Source organism: Anaerocolumna chitinilytica (genome assembly GCF_014218355.1).
In the GTDB taxonomy this organism is placed as follows: domain Bacteria; phylum Bacillota; class Clostridia; order Lachnospirales; family Lachnospiraceae; genus Anaerocolumna; species Anaerocolumna chitinilytica.
On sequence record NZ_AP023368.1, the window covers coordinates 43,635 to 62,236 of the forward strand.

The window sequence follows — 18,602 nt, forward strand, 5'->3', positions numbered from 1 at the left end:
ATCTTTTCAGGCTATTTACCCCAAAACTGATTATTGCCGATTAGATTATATTACATAGGTACAGCACATGTTCTTATCATAGATTTTCTCTTTTGTTTACTCTTTCAAAGGATTCTCTTAAGAAAACCCCTTATTTGTCCGAAATATAATTATATAAAATGAGAAGAAGCACGATTTGGCGCTTAAGATAGAGCTTTACAAAGAAGCCTGTAAAGCGGGAGGAAGAGATGGGTATCAGTTCGATCATTGATCAAAATGCTTCTCCTATGGTAATATCACAGGATAAGAAAGCAGAAGGAACAAAAGAAACCAAGGAGTTAAGAGAAGCTCAAAAGGGACAGCAAGCAGGGAGTGGGCAGCAGGTTGCTGCGGCGGCTGCGATGGGAGCTGTTTATACCGAAGGAGACAAAAGCGGTCAAGTTACAGAAGAGACGGGAAAAGAGAATTCTGAAGAAGATATGGTATATAAAAAAGATACCCAGGATTCCGAGAAAGATGTGACGAAGACTGCTGAACAGATGTCAGAAGAGGATTACAAGGCTCTGGAAGAGGAAGGAATGTCCTTAAAGAAATTTGAGCTGGAACGCCTGGATAGAATGCTGGCCAGAGTAAAGGCACAGCAGGAAGCGGCTGAAGAAGGTTTAGATGACCAGAAGGCCAGACTTATAGAAAGTGTTCAGGCAGAACAGAACATGTCCTATGACTATAGCCAGAATAAAGAGCTGATTGACAGATTAAAGGATGCTAATATCCCGATAACAAAGGCAAATCTTTCAAGAGTAGCTGCCGGTGAGGATAAGGCAGAGGCAGTTCTTGCCATGTCGGATCAGGCAAAATATTATTTAATAAAGAACCAATTAGAGCCCACACTGGATAATATCTATAAGGCCGGTTACAGCTCCTCTCAGGCGGTAAATCAGACGGCAGTAAATGAAGCTCAGTGGGAGAGTGTGAAGCCCCAGGCGGAAAAGATAATTGAAGACGCAGGATTCACGGTGAATGACAATACTTTGAAGAGTGCCAGGTGGCTATTTGCAAATAACCTTGGGATAACAGAAAATAATCTTTGGGCATGCTGGGATCTGGAAAAGATAAAAGCTGATACAACAAAAGAGGATATTACCAATAAAATGGTAGCGAACCTGGCAAAAGGTAATACTGCTTCTCCTTCCTTAAGCTATCTGAGCGAGGGACAGGCAGCACAGGCTATAAAAAATATAGATACCATCAGTGATACAGCGATTCGCTCTGCAGTTGCAAACAAGGGTGATACGGAGATAGATGCACTTTCTATCAGAGATTTCTATAAAGAACAAAAACAGCTTGAAGAAGACAGTGAGACAGGCAGCAGGTCTGGCACTGATAGAACAACCATGCTAAGCGAGGCTTCTTTCGATAACAATGCGGAAGAAATAGACATAAGAACAGTTACCATTCGAAGAAGGCTGGAAGAAATCCGGCTTAAGATGACAACGGAGGCAAGCGGAGAGCTATCAAAGAAAGGAATTCACCTTGAGACAGATTCTTTACAAAGAGTAGTCGAAGGGTTAAGGGAAGTAGAAGATAAGTATTACAGAAGTCTTTTACAGGAAGGCAATGTTAGTGAAAGCGAGGATAATGTCCTCCTTGTAAAAGCAAGCCTTCAGAAGATGGAGGAATTAAAGAGCGCTCCTGCAGCACTTTTGGGAAGCACTCTGCATACCTGGCAGCAGGAAACAGCAGAATCCCTTACCACGGCAGCCGCTGACTATAAGAGAACTGCAGCTACCGATAGTTATGAAGCACTTATGACAAAGCCCAGAAGCGATATGGGAGATTCCATAGCAAAAGCTTTTCACAATTCAGAGGGGCTTTTAAATGACATGGGCCTGGATTCCACGGAAGCGAATAAAAGAGCTCTTCGTATCTTGGGCTATAATAACATGCCGATAACAACAGAAAATATTGACCTGGTAAAACTTCATGACGCACAAGTCAATAGTGTAATGAAGAATTTTCATCCAGCAGTAGCGGTAGAACTTATTAGAAAAGGTGTTAATCCCGTTGATATGCCCATAGAAGAGTTGAACGAGCAGATAAATGCTGTAAAAGAAGAAAATGGGATAACAACCGAAGAGCGTTTCAGTAAATTCCTATGGAAGCTTGAAAAAAACAATGAAATCACTGAAGAAGAGAAAAAATCTTTTATTGGTATCTACAGATTAATAAATACTGTTGAAAAGTCTGATGGTGCAGCTCTTGGAGCAGTAATGAAAGCGGATCAGGACCTTACCTTAAAAAATCTCTTAACTGCGGTGAGAACCAAAAAGACCGGCGGTATAAAAGCAGACATTGACGATGATTTTGGAACTTTGACTCAATACACGGCTAAAGGTGAATCAATTACCGAGCAGATTAATACAGCGTATACAAAGGAAACAGGGGTAAAGTCTGCCCATGCAAAGGAAATCCTTCGTGAATTGAAAGAGAATCTTACACCGGAAGGTCTTAAAGCCCTGGGAGATATAAATCAGATTGAAAACATGCCAATTGAGCTGCTCAATGAGAAAGCAGCAGAGCAAAGGCAGGAGACAGATATCTCCTATTATAGTGAGAAAATAAATGAAATAAAAGAATTAGCTGGAAAGGGAAAGGAAGCGGATAATCTTCTAAAAGCAGAGGATATACCTGTTACTTTATCAAATCTGCTGGCAGCAGGTGACTTCCTTCAAGCCGGCAATACCACATTTCATAGATTAAATGCACTACTTAAGAAACATGATTACCTTTCCGGCTCAGAGAATAAGGAGGGGTCAGCCACTGATATAACAGATACTGAAACGGAAGCAGCAGCTAAAACAGAAGCAGCAGTTGAAACAGTAGCTACAGTTGAAACGGAAGCAGCAGCTGGAACGGAAGATAAGAAGATACAGGAAGGCAGTAAAGCTGAGGCAGAAGCAACTGGGTTGGATTCCGCTCTGCAGGATTTTTCAGATAAGCTTATACACAACCTGGATGATCCTGATAAGGTAAAGCAAATCTATGCCGACATGGAGAATAATGTACGGGATATCTTAAAGAATCTGTTTGATAAAGGAAATCTCACCTCAAAAGATATCAGTGAATTACAGCGAATAGGCGGAGGCATGCAGTTTATTACTCAGATGGCCTCGAAAGAGAATTATCAGATACCCCTTGTAACCGGTGAAGGCATCACCAGCTTAAATGTAACGCTCCTAAAAAATACTGGAGATACCGGAAAGCTGAGTGTGCGGGTTCCTTCTGAGAAGCTTGGGCAGTTAGATTTAAGCCTGACAGTGAAGAATAAAGAGATAAATGCATTTGTTGCCTGTGAAAAAAGAGAAGGACTGGATGCACTTAAGAAGAATGAGGCAGCTTTAACAGAAGCCTTTACAAGCGGGGATACAAAAATCAAACAAATCAATTACGGAATAGGTAATCCTTTTCGCGAAAACAGTCGATATAACACCTATAAGCCAAAAGATGAGGGAGAAACAACGGATACCAGAACGCTTTTTAAGCTTGCTAAGACATTTATTTTACAGATAAAAAAGGTTGAAGATGAATACTAAGGGAAAAGGAGAAACAGATGAGAATTAATCATAATATTTCTGCATTAAAGGCAAATAACCAGTTGGTTAAAACGAATAAAAATCTCGATAAGAGTCTGGAGAAGCTTTCCTCCGGATATCGTATCAATAGAGCGGCAGATGATGCGGCGGGACTTGCTATTTCACAGAAGATGAAGACCCAGATTGCAGGGCTTGAGCAGGCTTCCAGAAATGCTTCTGATGGCATTTCCATTATTCAGACAGCAGAAGGCGCTTTAAATGAAGTAAACTCTATGCTGGGGAGAATGAGAGAATTATCAGTACAGGCATCCAATGGAACAAATACCATAGATGACAGAAAATCCATACAGGCAGAAATAGATCAGTTAAGCCAGGAAATCCAAAGAATTTCTGATACCACGGAGTTTAATACAAAGACATTGTTGGATGGAAGTATTGACAGACAGTCATTTACAAATAAAACAGGTGTGCAATTGGTATCTGTCTCCGATACTGTAGCGAGCCAGAATTATAATCTAACGGTAACGACAGCAGCCACAAAGGCAGGTATAGCAGGTACTGCCTACGCCTCTCCTTTTGCGGATATTACTTCATTCACTGCAGGTAAGATTAATATCAATGGAAATGAAGTAAGTATAGAGGCGGGAGATACCTTTGATGAGGTTTATGAGAAGCTGAGAGACTTGTGTGATACTGCAAATATCGATTGCACAAAAAGCTCCGGAAAGCTTTCATTAACAACAAAAGAATATGGCTCAGATAAATCCATAACCTTTAATTGTGACAATACAGCTTTGGCAAGCGCTCTCGGATTGACACCGGGCAGCACCAGTACAGGTTCCGATGCGACAGCTACTCTCGGAAGCGGATTTACTTCAACCGCAACAATCTCCACCAAAGGTAATCTGGTTACTGTTACAGACAGCAATGGTTTTGAAATGATATATGACACCAAAAATGTTACTACAGGCGTTGTTGACGATCCTGCCACAACAACAGTTAATGAAGCAGCAAACAATGTTCCCCTTACCGTTATGGCTACTGTTCTTGATTCCGGTCCCATGAAGCTGCAAATTGGTGCGAATGAAAGCCAGACCATGGAGGTAAGACTTCCTAAAGTAGATCCTGAAACACTTGGTATCAATATGGTAAATATCTGTACCCAGGAGGGAGCAGAAGCAGCCATTACTACCTTTGATAATGCGAATAACATGGTTAGTGCTATCCGTGCTAAGCTTGGTGCATACCAGAATCGTTTGGAACACTCAATCTCTAATCTGGATACAACGTCCGAAAATATGACAGAGGCTCTTTCCCGTATCGAAGACGTGGATATGGCAAAAGAGATGGCAACCTATACTCAGTTAAATGTACTTGCCCAGGCAGGAACATCGATGCTTGCTCAGGCAAATCAAAGACCTCAGACAGTTTTGACACTGCTCCAGAGCTAATAAACTTACAAGCTGACAACTAAAAACAGCAGGGCATAATTTTAATGGAAATGTGCTCTGCTGTTTTGCAATAAGGAGATAACGGATATGGAGAAAGAATTGGCAAGGACATTTGCCACCAGGATTACACAGGCATCAAGAACGGAATTGGTAGTAATTATGTATGAAGTACTGATATCAGATATTACAGCAGCCAAAGAGCACTTTCAGGCAGGGGAGACTGAGAAGGGCAGGAATGATATAAAACATGGACAAAAGTTCTTAAATGAACTCATGAGCTCCCTTGATTATCAGTATGAGATATCCTTAAACCTCATGAGCCTCTATATCTTTGTAAACAAACTCCTGACAGAGGCCTATTACCAGGTTGAAGTAAAGTCACTGGACGATGCAGAGGAAGTAATAAAGACGCTGATGGAGGGATTTTCAAAAATTGCTCCTCAGGATAAGACTGGGCCGGTTATGATAAATACCGGGCAGATCTATGCCGGATTGACCTATGGCAGAGGTACATTAAATGAAACCTACATTGACCCGAATCAAGCGAACAGAGGGTTTATGGCGTAGATATTGATATAATTAATAAAAAAGCTCTATCATTTTCTTATACCACGGTAAGAAGGATAATTCAACAGATCCTTCATCGTCTTATAAGAAAACTGATAGAGCTTTTTTGAATAAAAGCTATCACTTGAAGATGTTATTTTACGGTAGATTTATTAGCGGGTCTGTTCTTACAGGGAGCGGTTGACTGGCGTTTTATAAACTTAGCCCGCTGTAACAGCTTACTAATGGAGACATTATGTATCAGACCATCCAGGAGCAGAAAAGCACTTTTACCAAGATCAATACGGTCCTGGCGTATAGTAGTTAATGGGGGAGAGAGTTGAGAGGCAATGGGCAGGTCATCAAAACCTATTACACTAATGTCACCAGGAACTTTAAGCCCATGCTTCACAACCTCAGCCATGACACCGGTGGCGATTAAGTCACTGGCGCAGATGATAGCAGTGGCTCCATTTTTCAGGAAAGATGGAACATGGTATTTGGCACAGTCCGGAACATAATAACCAAACTCTATGAGATTCTCATCGAGGGGAAGCCCGTGTTTATTCATACTGTTTACAAAGGCACTGTAACGCTGGTCAGATACCATGGAATTCTTGGAACCATTAAGGAAAGCAATCTTTGTATGACCCAGTTCTTTCAGGTGGTCGACGGCAAGGTCGATACCCTCTTCACTGTCTGTACCTACATAACCAACGTGGTTATTTCTTTCAATGTAATTATCCAGAAGTACTGTTGGAACGGTAGTTTTATTTAATTGCATCACCCAATCGTCGTGTAACGTAAAACCAAGGAAAAAAGCACCGCTGTAACCATTTTTCAGCATATAAGTGTCATACTTTTCTTCTGTCTGGAGAGTCAGACTTGAAGGAACAACGGTAACTTCCCAGCGACGTCTGGCAGCGGACAACTTAAAGCCTACGATAATATCGTATCCAAACTGGTCAATATTCTCGTAATCCATATTTTCAATAAATATACATACTTTACGGGTTGTAGTCGTCTTCATTTTCTTGGAGGCATAGCCCATCTCAACTGCGGTATCTAATACGAGCTGGCGCATATCATCACTGATATCACTAGCTCCGTTCAAACCTTTTGAAACGGTACTGACTGCTATCCCAAGTTTGTTGGCGATGTCTTTAATTGTTGCCATTGATAAATTTCTCCAGTATATTAAGAATTTCTTCATCACACTTATGATAATAGTTTTAGTATAAACCCTAAATATGCACATTTCAATAGGAAAATGTGGCACGCCCATTCAGCAATGTGAGAGAACAGCATTTTATCAATAGGTTAATATGACGGTTATAATCTTTAAATAGACTAGTAATTTTCGAAAAAATGAAGCATATATAAGAGATAATTTAAAAAAACGGCTCATTATCAAAGGTTAAAACATAGTATATTTGTACATCAGAATAAAAAAACAAACAATTAACTCGGATTATATTATAAAAATATATGAAATTTTACTATAAACATAAAAAATATCATTGACAAACGAAAGCAAGGATGCTAATCTATATATAGGTTTTCGAAAATTATCGAAAAAAATGTTTGACAATGCGAGACTGCATTGATAGGAGCGGACATGACAGAAAATAGTTTAAAAAGAGGAGCAGGTGTTCTCCTGCCGGTTAGTGCCCTTCCATCACCCTACGGTATTGGTACCTTAGGAAAGGAAAGTTATGAGTTTATTGATTTTTTAAAGGCAGGCGGATTTACTTACTGGCAGGTGCTTCCTGTGGGACCTACCAGCTATGGTGACAGTCCTTACCAGTCTTTTTCAGCTTTTGCAGGTAATCCGTACTTTATTGATCTGGATGTACTTATAGCTGAGAATCTTTTGGCACAAGAAGATGTCATAATTGCTGATTGGGGAGATAAAGAGGACGAAGTAGATTATGCAAAAATTTATAACGAGCGTTTTCTAGTTCTTAAAAAAGCCTTCCATAACAGCAGACATAAAGAAAGCGTGGAATATCAAAAATTTGCAGAAGATAACGAGTTTTGGCTGAAGGATTACAGCTTATATATGGCACTTAAGAATCATTTTGAGAATAAGGAATGGCTACTTTGGGATAAGGATATTTCGTATCGTAAGCAGGAAGCCGTAGGTAAGTATGAAAAGCTCTTAGCCGAGGAAATTGATTTCTGGAAATTCGTACAATATAAATTCAAGGAACAGTGGAACAGAGTAAAGAAATATGCAAATATCAACGGAATATCTATTATTGGTGATATACCGCTGTATGTTGCAATGGATAGCAGTGATGTATGGGTTCACGGGGATTTATTTGAACTGGATGAAAGAAAGAAACCCATTCATGTAGCAGGAGTACCCCCGGATATGTTCTCCGCCGATGGACAGAGATGGGGTAACCCTCTGTACCGCTGGGATGTAATGGAGAAAGAAGATTTTAAATGGTGGAGAGAAAGAATGAAGAGTCTGGCAGCTCTTTATGACGTTATCCGGGTAGACCATTTTATCGGAATTGTAAATTACTATGCTATTCCAGTTGATTGTCCCACGGCTGTAGAAGGGCAATGGCACATCGGACCGGGCAGAAAACTGACGGAGGCTTTTGTGGAATCCATCGGGGATGCCAAAATTATAGCAGAGGATTTGGGAGTACTTACACCACCGGTAAAGAAGCTGATAAAAGAAACCGGATTTGCCGGTATCAAGGTATTGGAATTCGGACTGGACGGACCGGAGGATAGTGAATATCTTCCCCATAATTATAAGACCTCCAACATTGCTGTCTATACCGGAACTCACGATAATGAAACCCTGGTGGGCTTCTTGCAGAAGAAGAGCTGGACCGAGCTGGAAAGACTCTTGGAATATTTTCAGGTGACAGATTTTCGTCAGTTACCAGAGGCCATTATAAGGGCAGCTTATGCAAGTGTAGCAGATGTCTCCATCATACAGATGCAGGATTTCTTAAAGCTTGATAATTCTGCGAGAATGAATTTCCCCTCCACTGTAGGAGGCAACTGGAAATGGAGACTTGTAAAAGATCAATATCAGGAAATAGACTGTAGAGAACTTGCCCATATGGCTCACATTTATGCAAGAGGAAATTAATTACGAGGTAAAAGTATGGAAAACAATTTTAAACAATATGTAAATACCATTTTGGAACTGGATTACCGCAAAACAGTGAAAGAAGCTGATGCGACGGAGCTTTATCATGCAGTTTCAAAAGCAGTAATGCAGATGATTAAGAAGGACTGGGATAAAGACGCTTCTACCAAAAAGGTTTCTTATCTGTCTGCGGAATTTCTGGTAGGAAGGCTGGTATACAGTAATCTCCTAAACAGTGGGCTATATCATACATACGCAGAAATGATGGGTGAAAATAATCTGGATATCGGGATTTTTGAAGATATCGAAGATGCCGCACTGGGCAACGGAGGACTTGGAAGACTGGCAGCCTGTTTCTTAGATTCCGGTGCCACACTTGGTATTCCGCTAAATGGATATGGGATACGTTACAAATACGGATTGTTCAAACAGTACTTTGAGGATGGTTTCCAAAAGGAAATGCCTGATGACTGGCAGCGGTTCGGAGATCCTTGGTCTATAAGAAAAGACAAGGAAAAAATAAGAATTGATTTTAAGAATCAGTCAGTATATGCAGTGCCTTATGATACACCGGTTATCGGATACGGCGGTAATACCGTGAATTATTTAAGACTGTGGCAGGCGGAACCAATAGAAGAGTTTAACTTTGAACTCTTTAATGAGCAGAAATACGATAAGGCAGTTAAAAACAGGGATGAGGCAGAAGCAATCTCAAGTCTTCTCTATCCTAATGATTCCACGGATGCCGGGAAGAAGCTTCGCTTAAAACAGCAATATTTCTTTTCAGCAGCTTCCGTAAGGGATATGGTAAGCAGATACAAAGAGAAACATGGTAATGACTTCAGCCGCTTCTCGGAAGAATATGCAATTCAATTAAATGATACCCATCCGGTTGTGGCAATCCCTGAATTCTTAAGAATTCTGATGGAAGAAGAGAAGCTTTCCTTTGCAAAGGCTTTCCGCCTTGTAAGAGAGACTTTTGCTTATACAAATCATACCGTTATGGCAGAAGCTTTAGAAAAATGGAGTATTTCTTTATTCCGTGCCGTAATCCCTAATGTGTATAAATATGTAGTTATGCTGCAAAAAGCGCTCTTAAAAGAATTAAGAACTTTTGGTAAGATTACGGAAGATGAACAGCAGGTATATAACATCATAGATGGTGATCTGATCTATATGGCAAGACTGGCTGTGTTTGCATGTCATTCCACCAACGGTGTGGCAGGACTTCATACGGAAATTCTAAAGAAAGATGTATTAAAAGAGTGGTATGAGGTTTATCCCGAGAGGTTTCAGAATAAGACCAATGGTATTACTCAGAGAAGATGGCTTTCCCTTTCCAATATGGAATTATCCGGCTTTATTACTGACAAGATAGGAAATTCCTGGATTTTAAACCTGGACAGTTTAAAAAAGCTGGAAGAGTATAAAGACAATAAACAGGTTATTAAGCAGTATGGAGATATCAAACGCATTAAAAAGCAGCAGCTTGCAGATTATATTAAGAAACAGGAAAATATTCAGATTAGTCCGGATTTTATTTTTGATATCCAGATAAAGAGGCTCCATGAATACAAGCGTCAGCTTCTCAATGCATTTTCCATTATGGATATCTATTTTGGTATCAAGGAAGGAAGCATTAAGGACTTCACTCCAACCCTGTTCCTTTTCGGAGCAAAGGCCGCACCCGGGTATTTCAGAGCAAAAGGAATCATCAAGTATATCAATGAAATTGCAAAGCTTATTGATTCTGATCCGGATGTCAAAGATTTGATGCAGGTAGTATTTGTATCCAATTACAATGTTTCTTATGCACAAAAGCTTGTACCGGCTGCGGATATTTCAGAGCAGATCTCAACAGCAGGAACGGAAGCTTCCGGAACCGGCAATATGAAACTTATGTTAAACGGCGCTGTAACCCTTGGAACTTACGATGGAGCAAATATCGAAATCGTGGAGCAGGCGGGGGAAGAAAATAATTATATCTTTGGAGCTAAGGTAGAAGAAATAGAGAAGATAAAGGATAGTTACAATCCTGTCATGATATATAATGCTGACTCCAGGATTAAGAGAGTTCTGGACACCTTGATTGACGGAACCTTTGATGATAACGGAAGCGGAATGTTTAAGGAACTCTACGATGCAATTCTAAAGGGTGCCAGCTGGCATAAACCGGATCACTACTTCCTGTTATTAGATTTCCTTTCTTATACAGAAGCCAGGCTTAGAGCCAATAAGGATTATAAGGATTCCTTCGAGTTCCACAGAAAATGCTTTATCAATACGGCAAATGCAGGACTTTTCTCCAGTGACAGAACAATAAAAGAGTATGCAAAGGATATCTGGAATATTTAAAGGCACCAGCGCGAAAGCGTTCATGCATAGATACAATATATAACTTATGGGAAAGAGGTATTTAAAATGAAGAAGAGCAGAAAGATTCTTACATTGCTTATGGTTATGGTTCTTGTAATCGGAAGCTTAGCCGGTTGCAAAAGCAAAAACGAAAGCACAGGAAATAACACAAAAACAGATAACGCACAAGCAACGGAGGCTGCTACCGATACTCCGGAAGCAACACAAGCAGCACCTACTGATGTAACTCTTAAAGTGTGGGCACCTCAGGAAGAACAGGAAATCTTAAAGCAGATGTGCGATAATTTTAAGACGGCACATCCGGAATATAATCTTACATTTGATTTCGGTGTAGTATCCGAAGCAGATGCATCCACAGAACTTCAGAAAGACCCAACAGCAGGTGCAGATGTATTTGCATTCGCATCTGACCAGACTTCCGTACTTTCCAATGCAGGTATTTTATATCCTATCACATTAGATGTTGATAAGATTACAGCAGACAATGCACCTGCCTCCATAAAAGCAGCTACCGTAAACGGACAGCTATATGCTTATCCATTTACACCTAACTCCTGGTTCATGTACTATGATAAGAGCAAGTACACAGAAGACGAAGTTGCTTCTCTTGATACTATGATGGCAAAAGATTTAGGAGACAAGGTGAAGAATTTCTCCGTAGACCTTGATAACGGCTGGTATATTTCCGCTTTCTTCTTTGCAAATGGCTGTACATTATTTGGACCTGACGGAACGGATCCAACTTCTTGTACATTTAATGATGATAATGGTGTAGCAGTTGCTGATTACCTTATCAATTTAGCAAAGAGTCCTAAGTTCATGGATGAAGCAGATAACAACACTTTAGCAGCATTTAAAGATGGTACTTTAGCAGCAGCGTGCTCCGGAACATGGAATGCAGATGCTATAAAAGAAGCTTTAGGAGACAACTATGCTGCTACAGCTCTTCCTAAAATTACAATCAATGGACAAGATAAACAGCTGAGTAACTTTGCAGATTTTAAGTTAATTGGTGTCAACTCCCAGACAAAATTTGCGGTTCCTGCTATGCAGTTAGCTGAATACTTAGGGGGCGAAGAGTGCCAGAAGCTTAGATTCGAAAAGAGAAGCATTGCTCCTACAAATACTAAATTAGCTACCGATTCCGCAGTTCTTGCAAATCCTGCTGTAGCAGCATTAAGCCTTCAGGCTTCTTACTCTACCTTACAATCATCCATTCCTCAGATGGGTAATTACTGGACACCTGCTCAGGCATTTGGTGCTGAAATATTAAATGGCACTGTAACAAAGGATAACGCAAAACAGAAACTTGATGACATGGTTAATAGCATACTTTCATCTATTGGCTAATAGATAACTTTTTGAGAGAAGCAGGAAGCTGGGGCTATTGCAATAAAACCCCGCTTCCCTTTTTCTCTGAAATAAAGCTTAGCCGGCTGTGAATGGAGGGCGTGGTTTGAAAATGGATAAAGAGAACATAGGGCAGAAATTTAGCAAAGCCTTCAGGGCATTAGGCCGGTGGTTTGCATTTTTCGGAGAACATTTTATTAAGGGAGATATATTAACGAAGCTCTCTTTTTGCATCCTTGGATTGTCTAATATAATAAGAGGACAGATTATAAAAGGGTTACTCTTTCTTGGAATCGAGGCAGCATATATTTTTTACATGGTTAATACAGGTATCCATTCCCTGGGAGGTTTGAAGGATTTAGGTTCCCGCAAACAGGGTATGGTTATGGATGATAAGCTTGGAATATTTGTAATGCAAAAAGGTGATAATTCCATGCTTATCTTATTGTATGGAGTTGTGGCAATGTCCATTACCATTGCCTTCATCATTTTTTATCGAACAGCTCTTCGTTCTGCTCTTTCTGTACAGAAAGTCAAGGAACGGGGGGGAAGACCAGCTGGCTTTCTGGAAGAAATCAAAGCTTGTTTTGATAAGGATCTTCATAAGACCTTGATGGCATTGCCTGTAACGGGAATACTTCTTTTTACGGTATTGCCGCTGTTCTTTATGATTCTGATTGCTTTTACAAATTATGATCACGATCATCAGCCACCGGGAAATCTGTTCACTTGGGTCGGTCTGCTCAACTTTAAAACTATTTTATTTTCCGGAAAAACAATCTCTCATACCTTCTGGCTGATTTTAGGATGGACTTTTGTATGGGCGGTATTTGCTACCGGTTTAAATTACTTATTTGGAATTTTATTAGCTTTATTGATTAATAGAAAAGAGACAAAAGCAAAAGGTTTATGGCGTACACTTTTTGTAATATCTATCGCGGTACCCCAGTTTGTTTCCCTTTTGGTTGTCAGAACAATGTTAAACAACAGTGGAGCAGTGAATGCTCTGCTGCATCAACTGGGACTGTTAGCTCCCGGTAAATATCTGCCCTTCCTCTCCGATCCTACCTGGGCGAGAATCACGGTCATTATCGTTAACCTATGGGTTGGTATTCCGTATACCATGCTTATTACAACAGGTATCCTCTCCAATATACCTTCAGATTTATATGAATCTGCAAAAGTGGATGGAGCGAAGCCGGTTACTATTTTCTTCAAAATTACGATGCCTTATGTATTGTTTGTAACAACACCTTACCTGATTACGCAGTTTATCGGTAATTTTAATAACTTTAACGTAATATACTTCCTGACGGGAGGAGGTCCTGACAGCTTGTCTTACTATCAGGCAGGAAAGACGGATCTTTTGGTCACCTGGCTATATAAGCTGACTACCGGACAGATGAAAGATTATTCCTTTGCTTCTACAATTGGTATTTTGGTATTTATTATATCAGCAATATTTTCACTGACGACCTACAGAAGAACAGCATCTTATAACAGAGAGGAGGATTTCCAGTAATGAATAGGCCTAACGATTACCGTACAAAAAAAGTTACAAAAAATGTTCTAGCCCATGTACTTTTAGCTGTCCTGGCCTTTATATGGCTGGTACCCATACTCTGGATTGTTATGACCTCCTTCAGCGGGGACAAAGCTTTTTCCAGTAATTTTATACCGAGTAAATTTACTGTGAATAATTTTAAAACCTTGTTTACGGATACAGCACAGTTCTACTTCCTGCGCTGGTTTATGAATACCTTGATTGTTGCCGTATGCTCCTGTATATTGTCAACTTTTTATGTGTTATCCGTGTCCTACGCCATCTCCAGGTTACGTTTTAAGATGAGAAAGCCATATATGAACATAGCACTGATCCTTGGAATGTTTCCGGGATTCATGTCTATGATTGCAGTTTACTATATTTTAAAGGGATTAAATCTGACACAGTCTCTTTTAGCTCTAATACTTGTTTATTCCGGTGGTGCTGGTCTTGGCTTTTACATTGCCAAGGGCTTCTTTGATACCATCCCCCGCTCTATTGATGAAGCGGCATGGCTTGATGGTGCTACCAAATGGAATGTTTTCACCAGAATTACAATACCTTTGTCAAAACCCATTATCATATATACTATCTTAACCTCCTTTATGGCACCTTGGGGAGATTATATCTTCGTAAGTGTAATTATGGGGGATAAATATAATAACTATACGGTAGCGTTGGGACTGTATAGGATGCTGGAGAAGGAGTTCATTACCACTTGGTATAACCGGTTTGCAGCAGGTGCCGTGCTTGTTTCCATACCGATTGCGCTGTTGTTTATCTTCATGCAGAAATATTATGTAGAAGGTATATCAGGAGCGGTAAAGGGTTAAATGAATTAACAAGAATAATTGCAAAATGAGAAAGAGAGAAAGGAACTTAGTTGTTAAGAGCTTTCCCTCTTTCTTGCTACATATAGGGGAAATGCAAATGCAGAGTTTTAATATTTTCTGCGTGCGGAGAAAGGCATGGTTTATCAAAATGAAAAAGAGAGCAAATATTGTAAGTTTAATCTTAATTATGGCTCTGTTCCTTACCGGTTGTACGGCGAATAAAGAAAATACAGCAAAAGAGCCTGCAAATGAGAGTGTTAAAGAGGAAAGTAACAACATGATTACAAATACGGGGGAGTCAAAAGGCGATCATGAAGTTATTAATACCGTTTCGCCTATAGATGATAACAATGGAACCTATTATGAAGTGTTTTTATACTCCTATTACGACAGTAATGGCGATGGAATAGGAGATATCAACGGTTTAATTGACAAGCTGGATTATATCAATGACGGTGATTCCAAAACCACCTCGGATTTGGGGGCCAACGGTATATGGCTTATGCCAATTATGCCGTCAGGCAGTTATCACAAATATGATGTGGAGGATTATTATAATATAGATTCCCAGTATGGTACGCTGGACGATTTTAAGCGCTTGATTGCAGAGTGTAATAAAAGAGGAATTAAGGTGATTTTAGACCTGGTTATCAATCATACCTCGGATAAGAATCCGTGGTTTCAATCTGCATTAAAGAGCCTTGCAATAGAACCTTGCGGAAAGGAGAAATGCACTCATAAGGAGTTGTGCAGAGCACACAATCCTTATGTAAAGTATTACAATTTTGTGGAAGGTAAGCCGCCCAAAGGGAATTATTACAATACAGGGAAAGGTGACTGGTACTACGAGGGAGATTTCAGCAAGAATATGCCGGACCTTAATTTGGACAATGAAGCTTTACGAAAAGATATTGAAGATATCATGAGCTTCTGGCTTGACCTGGGAGTACATGGCTTTCGTTTGGATGCGGCGCTGCACTATTTTGCAGAGGATACAGATAAAAATAACAATGTGCTTTCCTGGATGAATTCCTTTATCAAGAGCAAAAATAAAGATTATTATATGGTTGCCGAGGTATGGACCAATTTCTCCAAGTATGTGCAATATTATAAGAGCGGGATTGACAGTGTTTTTGACTTTGCCTTTGCAACAGAGACCGGTGTTATAGCAAAGACTCTGAATCGCAGCGCGCCTACCCCTCCCGGGCAATATTTTGCACAGGCGTTAAAGCAGGTGCAGGATGGCATAGCAAAATATAATCCCAAGGGCATTGATGCTCCTTTTTTCACAAACCATGATACCGCGAGAGCTTATGGGTATTTCTCAGGGGATATTGACAAGTTGAAAATGGCTGCAGGTATGAATCTTACAATGACAGGAAACGCCTTTGTCTACTATGGTGAAGAGATTGGAATGACCGGCAGCGGCAAAGATGAGAATAAAAGAGCACCCATGTACTGGTCAAACACGGATTCCACAGGGATGACAAAAGGACCGGCTGGTATGGAGGGAACTTCTTATCCTCTTGGGAGCGTAGAAGAACAGGCCAAAGAGGATACTTCTGTATATAACTATTATAAAAACGCCATTGCGTACAGAAACACCATCCCTGGTATTACAAGAGGCACGGTAGAAGTTGTTCCGACGTTAACGAACAGTGATGTAACTGCAATAACTAAAACATATAATGGGAGCAAACTTCTTCTTTTATATAATTTTGGTACGCAATCAAAACAGATTGAATTGAAATCTCTTGGATTTAGTAGGCTTGCAGGTGCTCTGGATACTGGGATAGTAAAGACCGAATTAAAGGATGGAACAGTAACACTGCCGCCTTACTCAATTGGGATTCTGGAATAAAACATATTCAGAAAACAATAAATAATAAGAGAAGGTATGATTTTGGATTAGTTAAGTGAACCTCATAAAAAAAAGCGTGTGAATTTATTCACACGCTTTTCTATACATTAATTACTCAGTTAATTCAGATGAATTTGATGTAGAAATAGTCTTTCCAGTATCGGCATTAATAAAGGTTACTGCAACATTATCTGCTTCTGCTCCATTAAAAGCAGAATACATTAAACCATAGGTGTAAAATAGCATTGGTGCAATGGATTCGTTTAAGGACAATTCGGTAGAGGTAGTAGTTATTGTAAACTCTGTATAATCATCGTTTGCCTTAATATCCTTAAAAGTAGGATAATCTTCCGAACCCACTAATTCTTTCATAGAACTGTTAATAGTATCGGCCATGGATTCCATCATTTCTTTGTGTTGTTTCTTTGTAATAACATAAGTTGCACTGCCATCTGCATTTAAGGTGATTGATTTGTAGCCCTTTTCTTTGCAAAGCTTGTCAAGGTCATCCTGTGTCTGTCCTTCTACATAGGATTTTGGTATGGTTAGTGTGACATTAAATAAGCCTTTATCTACTTCAACGGCACTGTCGGAAGAATCTTTGTCCTTCTGTACATTACTATCAGCCGTATTAGTTACCGATGGATCATTTGTCACAGTATTTTTGCTTGCAGGAGTTTTAGAGCTGCAGGCAGACAGGATTAGCATGGTTGTTATTAGAAGTAAGAATAGTTGCTTTTTCATTTGTTCTCTCCCTATTATTAGTATCAGAATTGATAAAAGATAAGTTACCTATAACGAATGTTTCTATTATATAACATAACCCTACATAAATCCATATAATTCCTATTAAGGTATATGTTGAACCTTTGGGTTAATCCTGTTAACTCAAAAAAACAGTATGACATGCAGCCATACTGTTTCTATAATATATTTACTTTATCTTCTTTTCTTAAGTCTTTTACGCTGCTCTCAAATCAGACCACATTCATCTTCCAGTATTTTTGCTTGTTTTAGGAGAAATTTATATCGTTTTTGGACAGCATTCACTTCATAAATATAGCAGTCGATTAAATCAGGATCTACCACATTCTCAAAATTGGAATAAGCAGATTCCAGAGCAAGCTTTGTCATTTGAATTTCATTCAACAGTGCGGTGTTATCTTGCCTTTTTCTTTTGGCAAATAATTTCATAATTGCTCCATTCCGCCACAAGGCTTATATAAGAAATAGGTTATTTATAGTATAGTCAAGCAATTACCAGAATATACTACATTAAATAGAAAAATATGTTAATTTACAGAAAGGAATTGTATGGAGACGAAGTGGTATTTTCTGGCGGCTATTTTGGCGGTCTGTGTCATTTTACTGTTAATTGGATTTATCAAAAGCCGCTTTGACCTAATTGTAAACTTTATCCTGCGAATATGCCTTGGCTTGCTTGGAATTTATCTTCTTAATACAATTTTAGCCAGCAGTCAGATTAATCTGGGAGTAGGAGTTAATAGTTTAAATGCACTGGTAGTTGGTGTCCTTGGGCTGCCGGGTTTTCTTCTGGTGTATGGTGCGGCAGCATACTTTCATTTTACATAAATGTCACTTTATATAGGGGCTATAAGCTTAAAGTACAAAGCTATTAGCTTAAAAGATAAAGCTATAAGCTTAAAGTACAAAGCTATTAGCTTAAAGGACAAAGCTATAAACTTACAAGTAGCTTTACGAATAAAGATTGAAGCTTTAAGAACATACCTTAAGGAAGAAATGACAGCCAATATTGCTAATGACTAGAAAAAAACAGGGCTGCTGCAAGAAAACAGTCATGCAGCAGCCTATTAAAAGCAAAGGTAAAAAGTTACAAAAAAATAGGATAATATTGTATAATGTCATGAATTTCTAATTCTTTACATTCTTTAAGTTGACAAAATAATACAATCAGGTGTAATATGAGCTCA

The 18,602-nt window shown here is 39.4% G+C and carries 13 protein-coding genes; 10 read left to right on the plus strand and 3 right to left on the minus strand.

Going from position 1 to position 18,602, the window contains the following annotated elements; all coding sequences use genetic code 11:
• The first annotated feature begins 227 nt into the window (after window positions 1-227).
• From bsdcttw_RS00200 to bsdcttw_RS00210, 3 genes are all read left to right on the plus strand, one after another.
• The gene (locus tag bsdcttw_RS00200) at window positions 228-3,572 is read left to right on the plus strand and encodes a DUF6240 domain-containing protein (RefSeq protein ID WP_185257464.1); all 3,345 of its coding nucleotides are present in this window, start codon (window positions 228-230) and stop codon (window positions 3,570-3,572) included.
• Window positions 3,573-3,589: 17 nt separating this feature from the next.
• Window positions 3,590-5,023: a flagellin N-terminal helical domain-containing protein gene (locus bsdcttw_RS25285; protein WP_185257465.1), complete on the plus strand. Its 1,434-nt coding sequence runs from the start codon at window positions 3,590-3,592 to the stop codon at window positions 5,021-5,023.
• Window positions 5,024-5,110: 87 nt separating this feature from the next.
• On the plus strand, window positions 5,111-5,590 hold the full coding sequence (locus tag bsdcttw_RS00210) for a flagellar export chaperone FliS (RefSeq protein ID WP_185257466.1): 480 nt from the start codon (window positions 5,111-5,113) through the stop codon (window positions 5,588-5,590).
• A 133-nt stretch (window positions 5,591-5,723) separates the two neighbouring features.
• Here bsdcttw_RS00210 and bsdcttw_RS00215 read toward each other — a convergent pair whose 3' ends face one another.
• A complete protein-coding gene (locus tag bsdcttw_RS00215) occupies window positions 5,724-6,746 on the minus strand; it encodes a LacI family DNA-binding transcriptional regulator (RefSeq protein ID WP_185257467.1) in 1,023 nt (340 codons plus the stop codon).
• Between the two features lie 441 nt (window positions 6,747-7,187).
• Between bsdcttw_RS00215 and malQ the strand changes: the two genes are divergently transcribed.
• From malQ to bsdcttw_RS00245, 6 genes are all read left to right on the plus strand, one after another.
• On the plus strand, window positions 7,188-8,687 hold the full coding sequence (gene malQ, locus bsdcttw_RS00220; protein ID WP_185257468.1) for a 4-alpha-glucanotransferase: 1,500 nt from the start codon (window positions 7,188-7,190) through the stop codon (window positions 8,685-8,687).
• A 15-nt stretch (window positions 8,688-8,702) separates the two neighbouring features.
• Complete coding sequence (locus bsdcttw_RS00225) at window positions 8,703-11,042, plus strand: glycogen/starch/alpha-glucan phosphorylase (RefSeq protein ID WP_185257469.1); 2,340 nt, start codon at window positions 8,703-8,705, stop codon at window positions 11,040-11,042.
• A 66-nt stretch (window positions 11,043-11,108) separates the two neighbouring features.
• Complete coding sequence (locus tag bsdcttw_RS00230) at window positions 11,109-12,413, plus strand: extracellular solute-binding protein (RefSeq protein WP_225903750.1); 1,305 nt, start codon at window positions 11,109-11,111, stop codon at window positions 12,411-12,413.
• Between the two features lie 112 nt (window positions 12,414-12,525).
• Window positions 12,526-13,935, plus strand: a complete 1,410-nt coding sequence (locus bsdcttw_RS00235; RefSeq protein WP_185259632.1) for a carbohydrate ABC transporter permease — start codon at window positions 12,526-12,528, stop codon at window positions 13,933-13,935.
• The gene (locus bsdcttw_RS00240; RefSeq protein ID WP_185257470.1) at window positions 13,935-14,789 is read left to right on the plus strand and encodes a sugar ABC transporter permease; all 855 of its coding nucleotides are present in this window, start codon (window positions 13,935-13,937) and stop codon (window positions 14,787-14,789) included. The genes bsdcttw_RS00235 and bsdcttw_RS00240 overlap by 1 nt, the downstream gene beginning before the upstream one ends.
• Window positions 14,790-14,937: 148 nt before the next feature.
• Window positions 14,938-16,650 (plus strand): alpha-amylase family glycosyl hydrolase, encoded by a 1,713-nt coding sequence (locus bsdcttw_RS00245; protein ID WP_185257471.1) that lies wholly within the window; start codon window positions 14,938-14,940, stop codon window positions 16,648-16,650.
• Window positions 16,651-16,761: 111 nt separating this feature from the next.
• Here the strand turns inward: bsdcttw_RS00245 and bsdcttw_RS00250 are convergent, their stop codons facing one another.
• Together bsdcttw_RS00250 and bsdcttw_RS00255 are read right to left on the minus strand one after the other, a co-directional pair.
• Window positions 16,762-17,394 (minus strand): hypothetical protein, encoded by a 633-nt coding sequence (locus bsdcttw_RS00250; protein ID WP_185257472.1) that lies wholly within the window; start codon window positions 17,392-17,394, stop codon window positions 16,762-16,764.
• A 228-nt stretch (window positions 17,395-17,622) separates the two neighbouring features.
• On the minus strand, window positions 17,623-17,844 hold the full coding sequence (locus bsdcttw_RS00255; RefSeq protein WP_185257473.1) for a YaaL family protein: 222 nt from the start codon (window positions 17,842-17,844) through the stop codon (window positions 17,623-17,625).
• Between the two features lie 120 nt (window positions 17,845-17,964).
• Here bsdcttw_RS00255 and bsdcttw_RS00260 point away from each other — a divergent pair, with 120 nt between their 5' ends.
• On the plus strand, window positions 17,965-18,243 hold the full coding sequence (locus bsdcttw_RS00260; protein ID WP_185257474.1) for a pro-sigmaK processing inhibitor BofA family protein: 279 nt from the start codon (window positions 17,965-17,967) through the stop codon (window positions 18,241-18,243).
• Window positions 18,244-18,602 lie beyond the last annotated feature (359 nt).

Bases quoted from the DNA above. Each gene is read 5' to 3' on its own strand.
- bsdcttw_RS00200 (WP_185257464.1), top strand. From the start codon at position 228: ATGGGTATCAGTTCGATCATTGATCAAAATGCTTCTCCTATGGTAATA.
- bsdcttw_RS25285 (WP_185257465.1), top strand. From the start codon at position 3,590: ATGAGAATTAATCATAATATTTCTGCATTAAAGGCAAATAACCAGTTG.
- bsdcttw_RS00210 (WP_185257466.1), top strand. From the start codon at position 5,111: ATGGAGAAAGAATTGGCAAGGACATTTGCCACCAGGATTACACAGGCA.
- bsdcttw_RS00215 (WP_185257467.1), bottom strand. From the start codon at position 6,746: ATGGCAACAATTAAAGACATCGCCAACAAACTTGGGATAGCAGTCAGT.
- malQ (WP_185257468.1), top strand. From the start codon at position 7,188: ATGACAGAAAATAGTTTAAAAAGAGGAGCAGGTGTTCTCCTGCCGGTT.
- bsdcttw_RS00225 (WP_185257469.1), top strand. From the start codon at position 8,703: ATGGAAAACAATTTTAAACAATATGTAAATACCATTTTGGAACTGGAT.
- bsdcttw_RS00230 (WP_225903750.1), top strand. From the start codon at position 11,109: ATGAAGAAGAGCAGAAAGATTCTTACATTGCTTATGGTTATGGTTCTT.
- bsdcttw_RS00235 (WP_185259632.1), top strand. From the start codon at position 12,526: ATGGATAAAGAGAACATAGGGCAGAAATTTAGCAAAGCCTTCAGGGCA.
- bsdcttw_RS00240 (WP_185257470.1), top strand. From the start codon at position 13,935: ATGAATAGGCCTAACGATTACCGTACAAAAAAAGTTACAAAAAATGTT.
- bsdcttw_RS00245 (WP_185257471.1), top strand. From the start codon at position 14,938: ATGAAAAAGAGAGCAAATATTGTAAGTTTAATCTTAATTATGGCTCTG.
- bsdcttw_RS00250 (WP_185257472.1), bottom strand. From the start codon at position 17,394: ATGAAAAAGCAACTATTCTTACTTCTAATAACAACCATGCTAATCCTG.
- bsdcttw_RS00255 (WP_185257473.1), bottom strand. From the start codon at position 17,844: ATGAAATTATTTGCCAAAAGAAAAAGGCAAGATAACACCGCACTGTTG.
- bsdcttw_RS00260 (WP_185257474.1), top strand. From the start codon at position 17,965: ATGGAGACGAAGTGGTATTTTCTGGCGGCTATTTTGGCGGTCTGTGTC.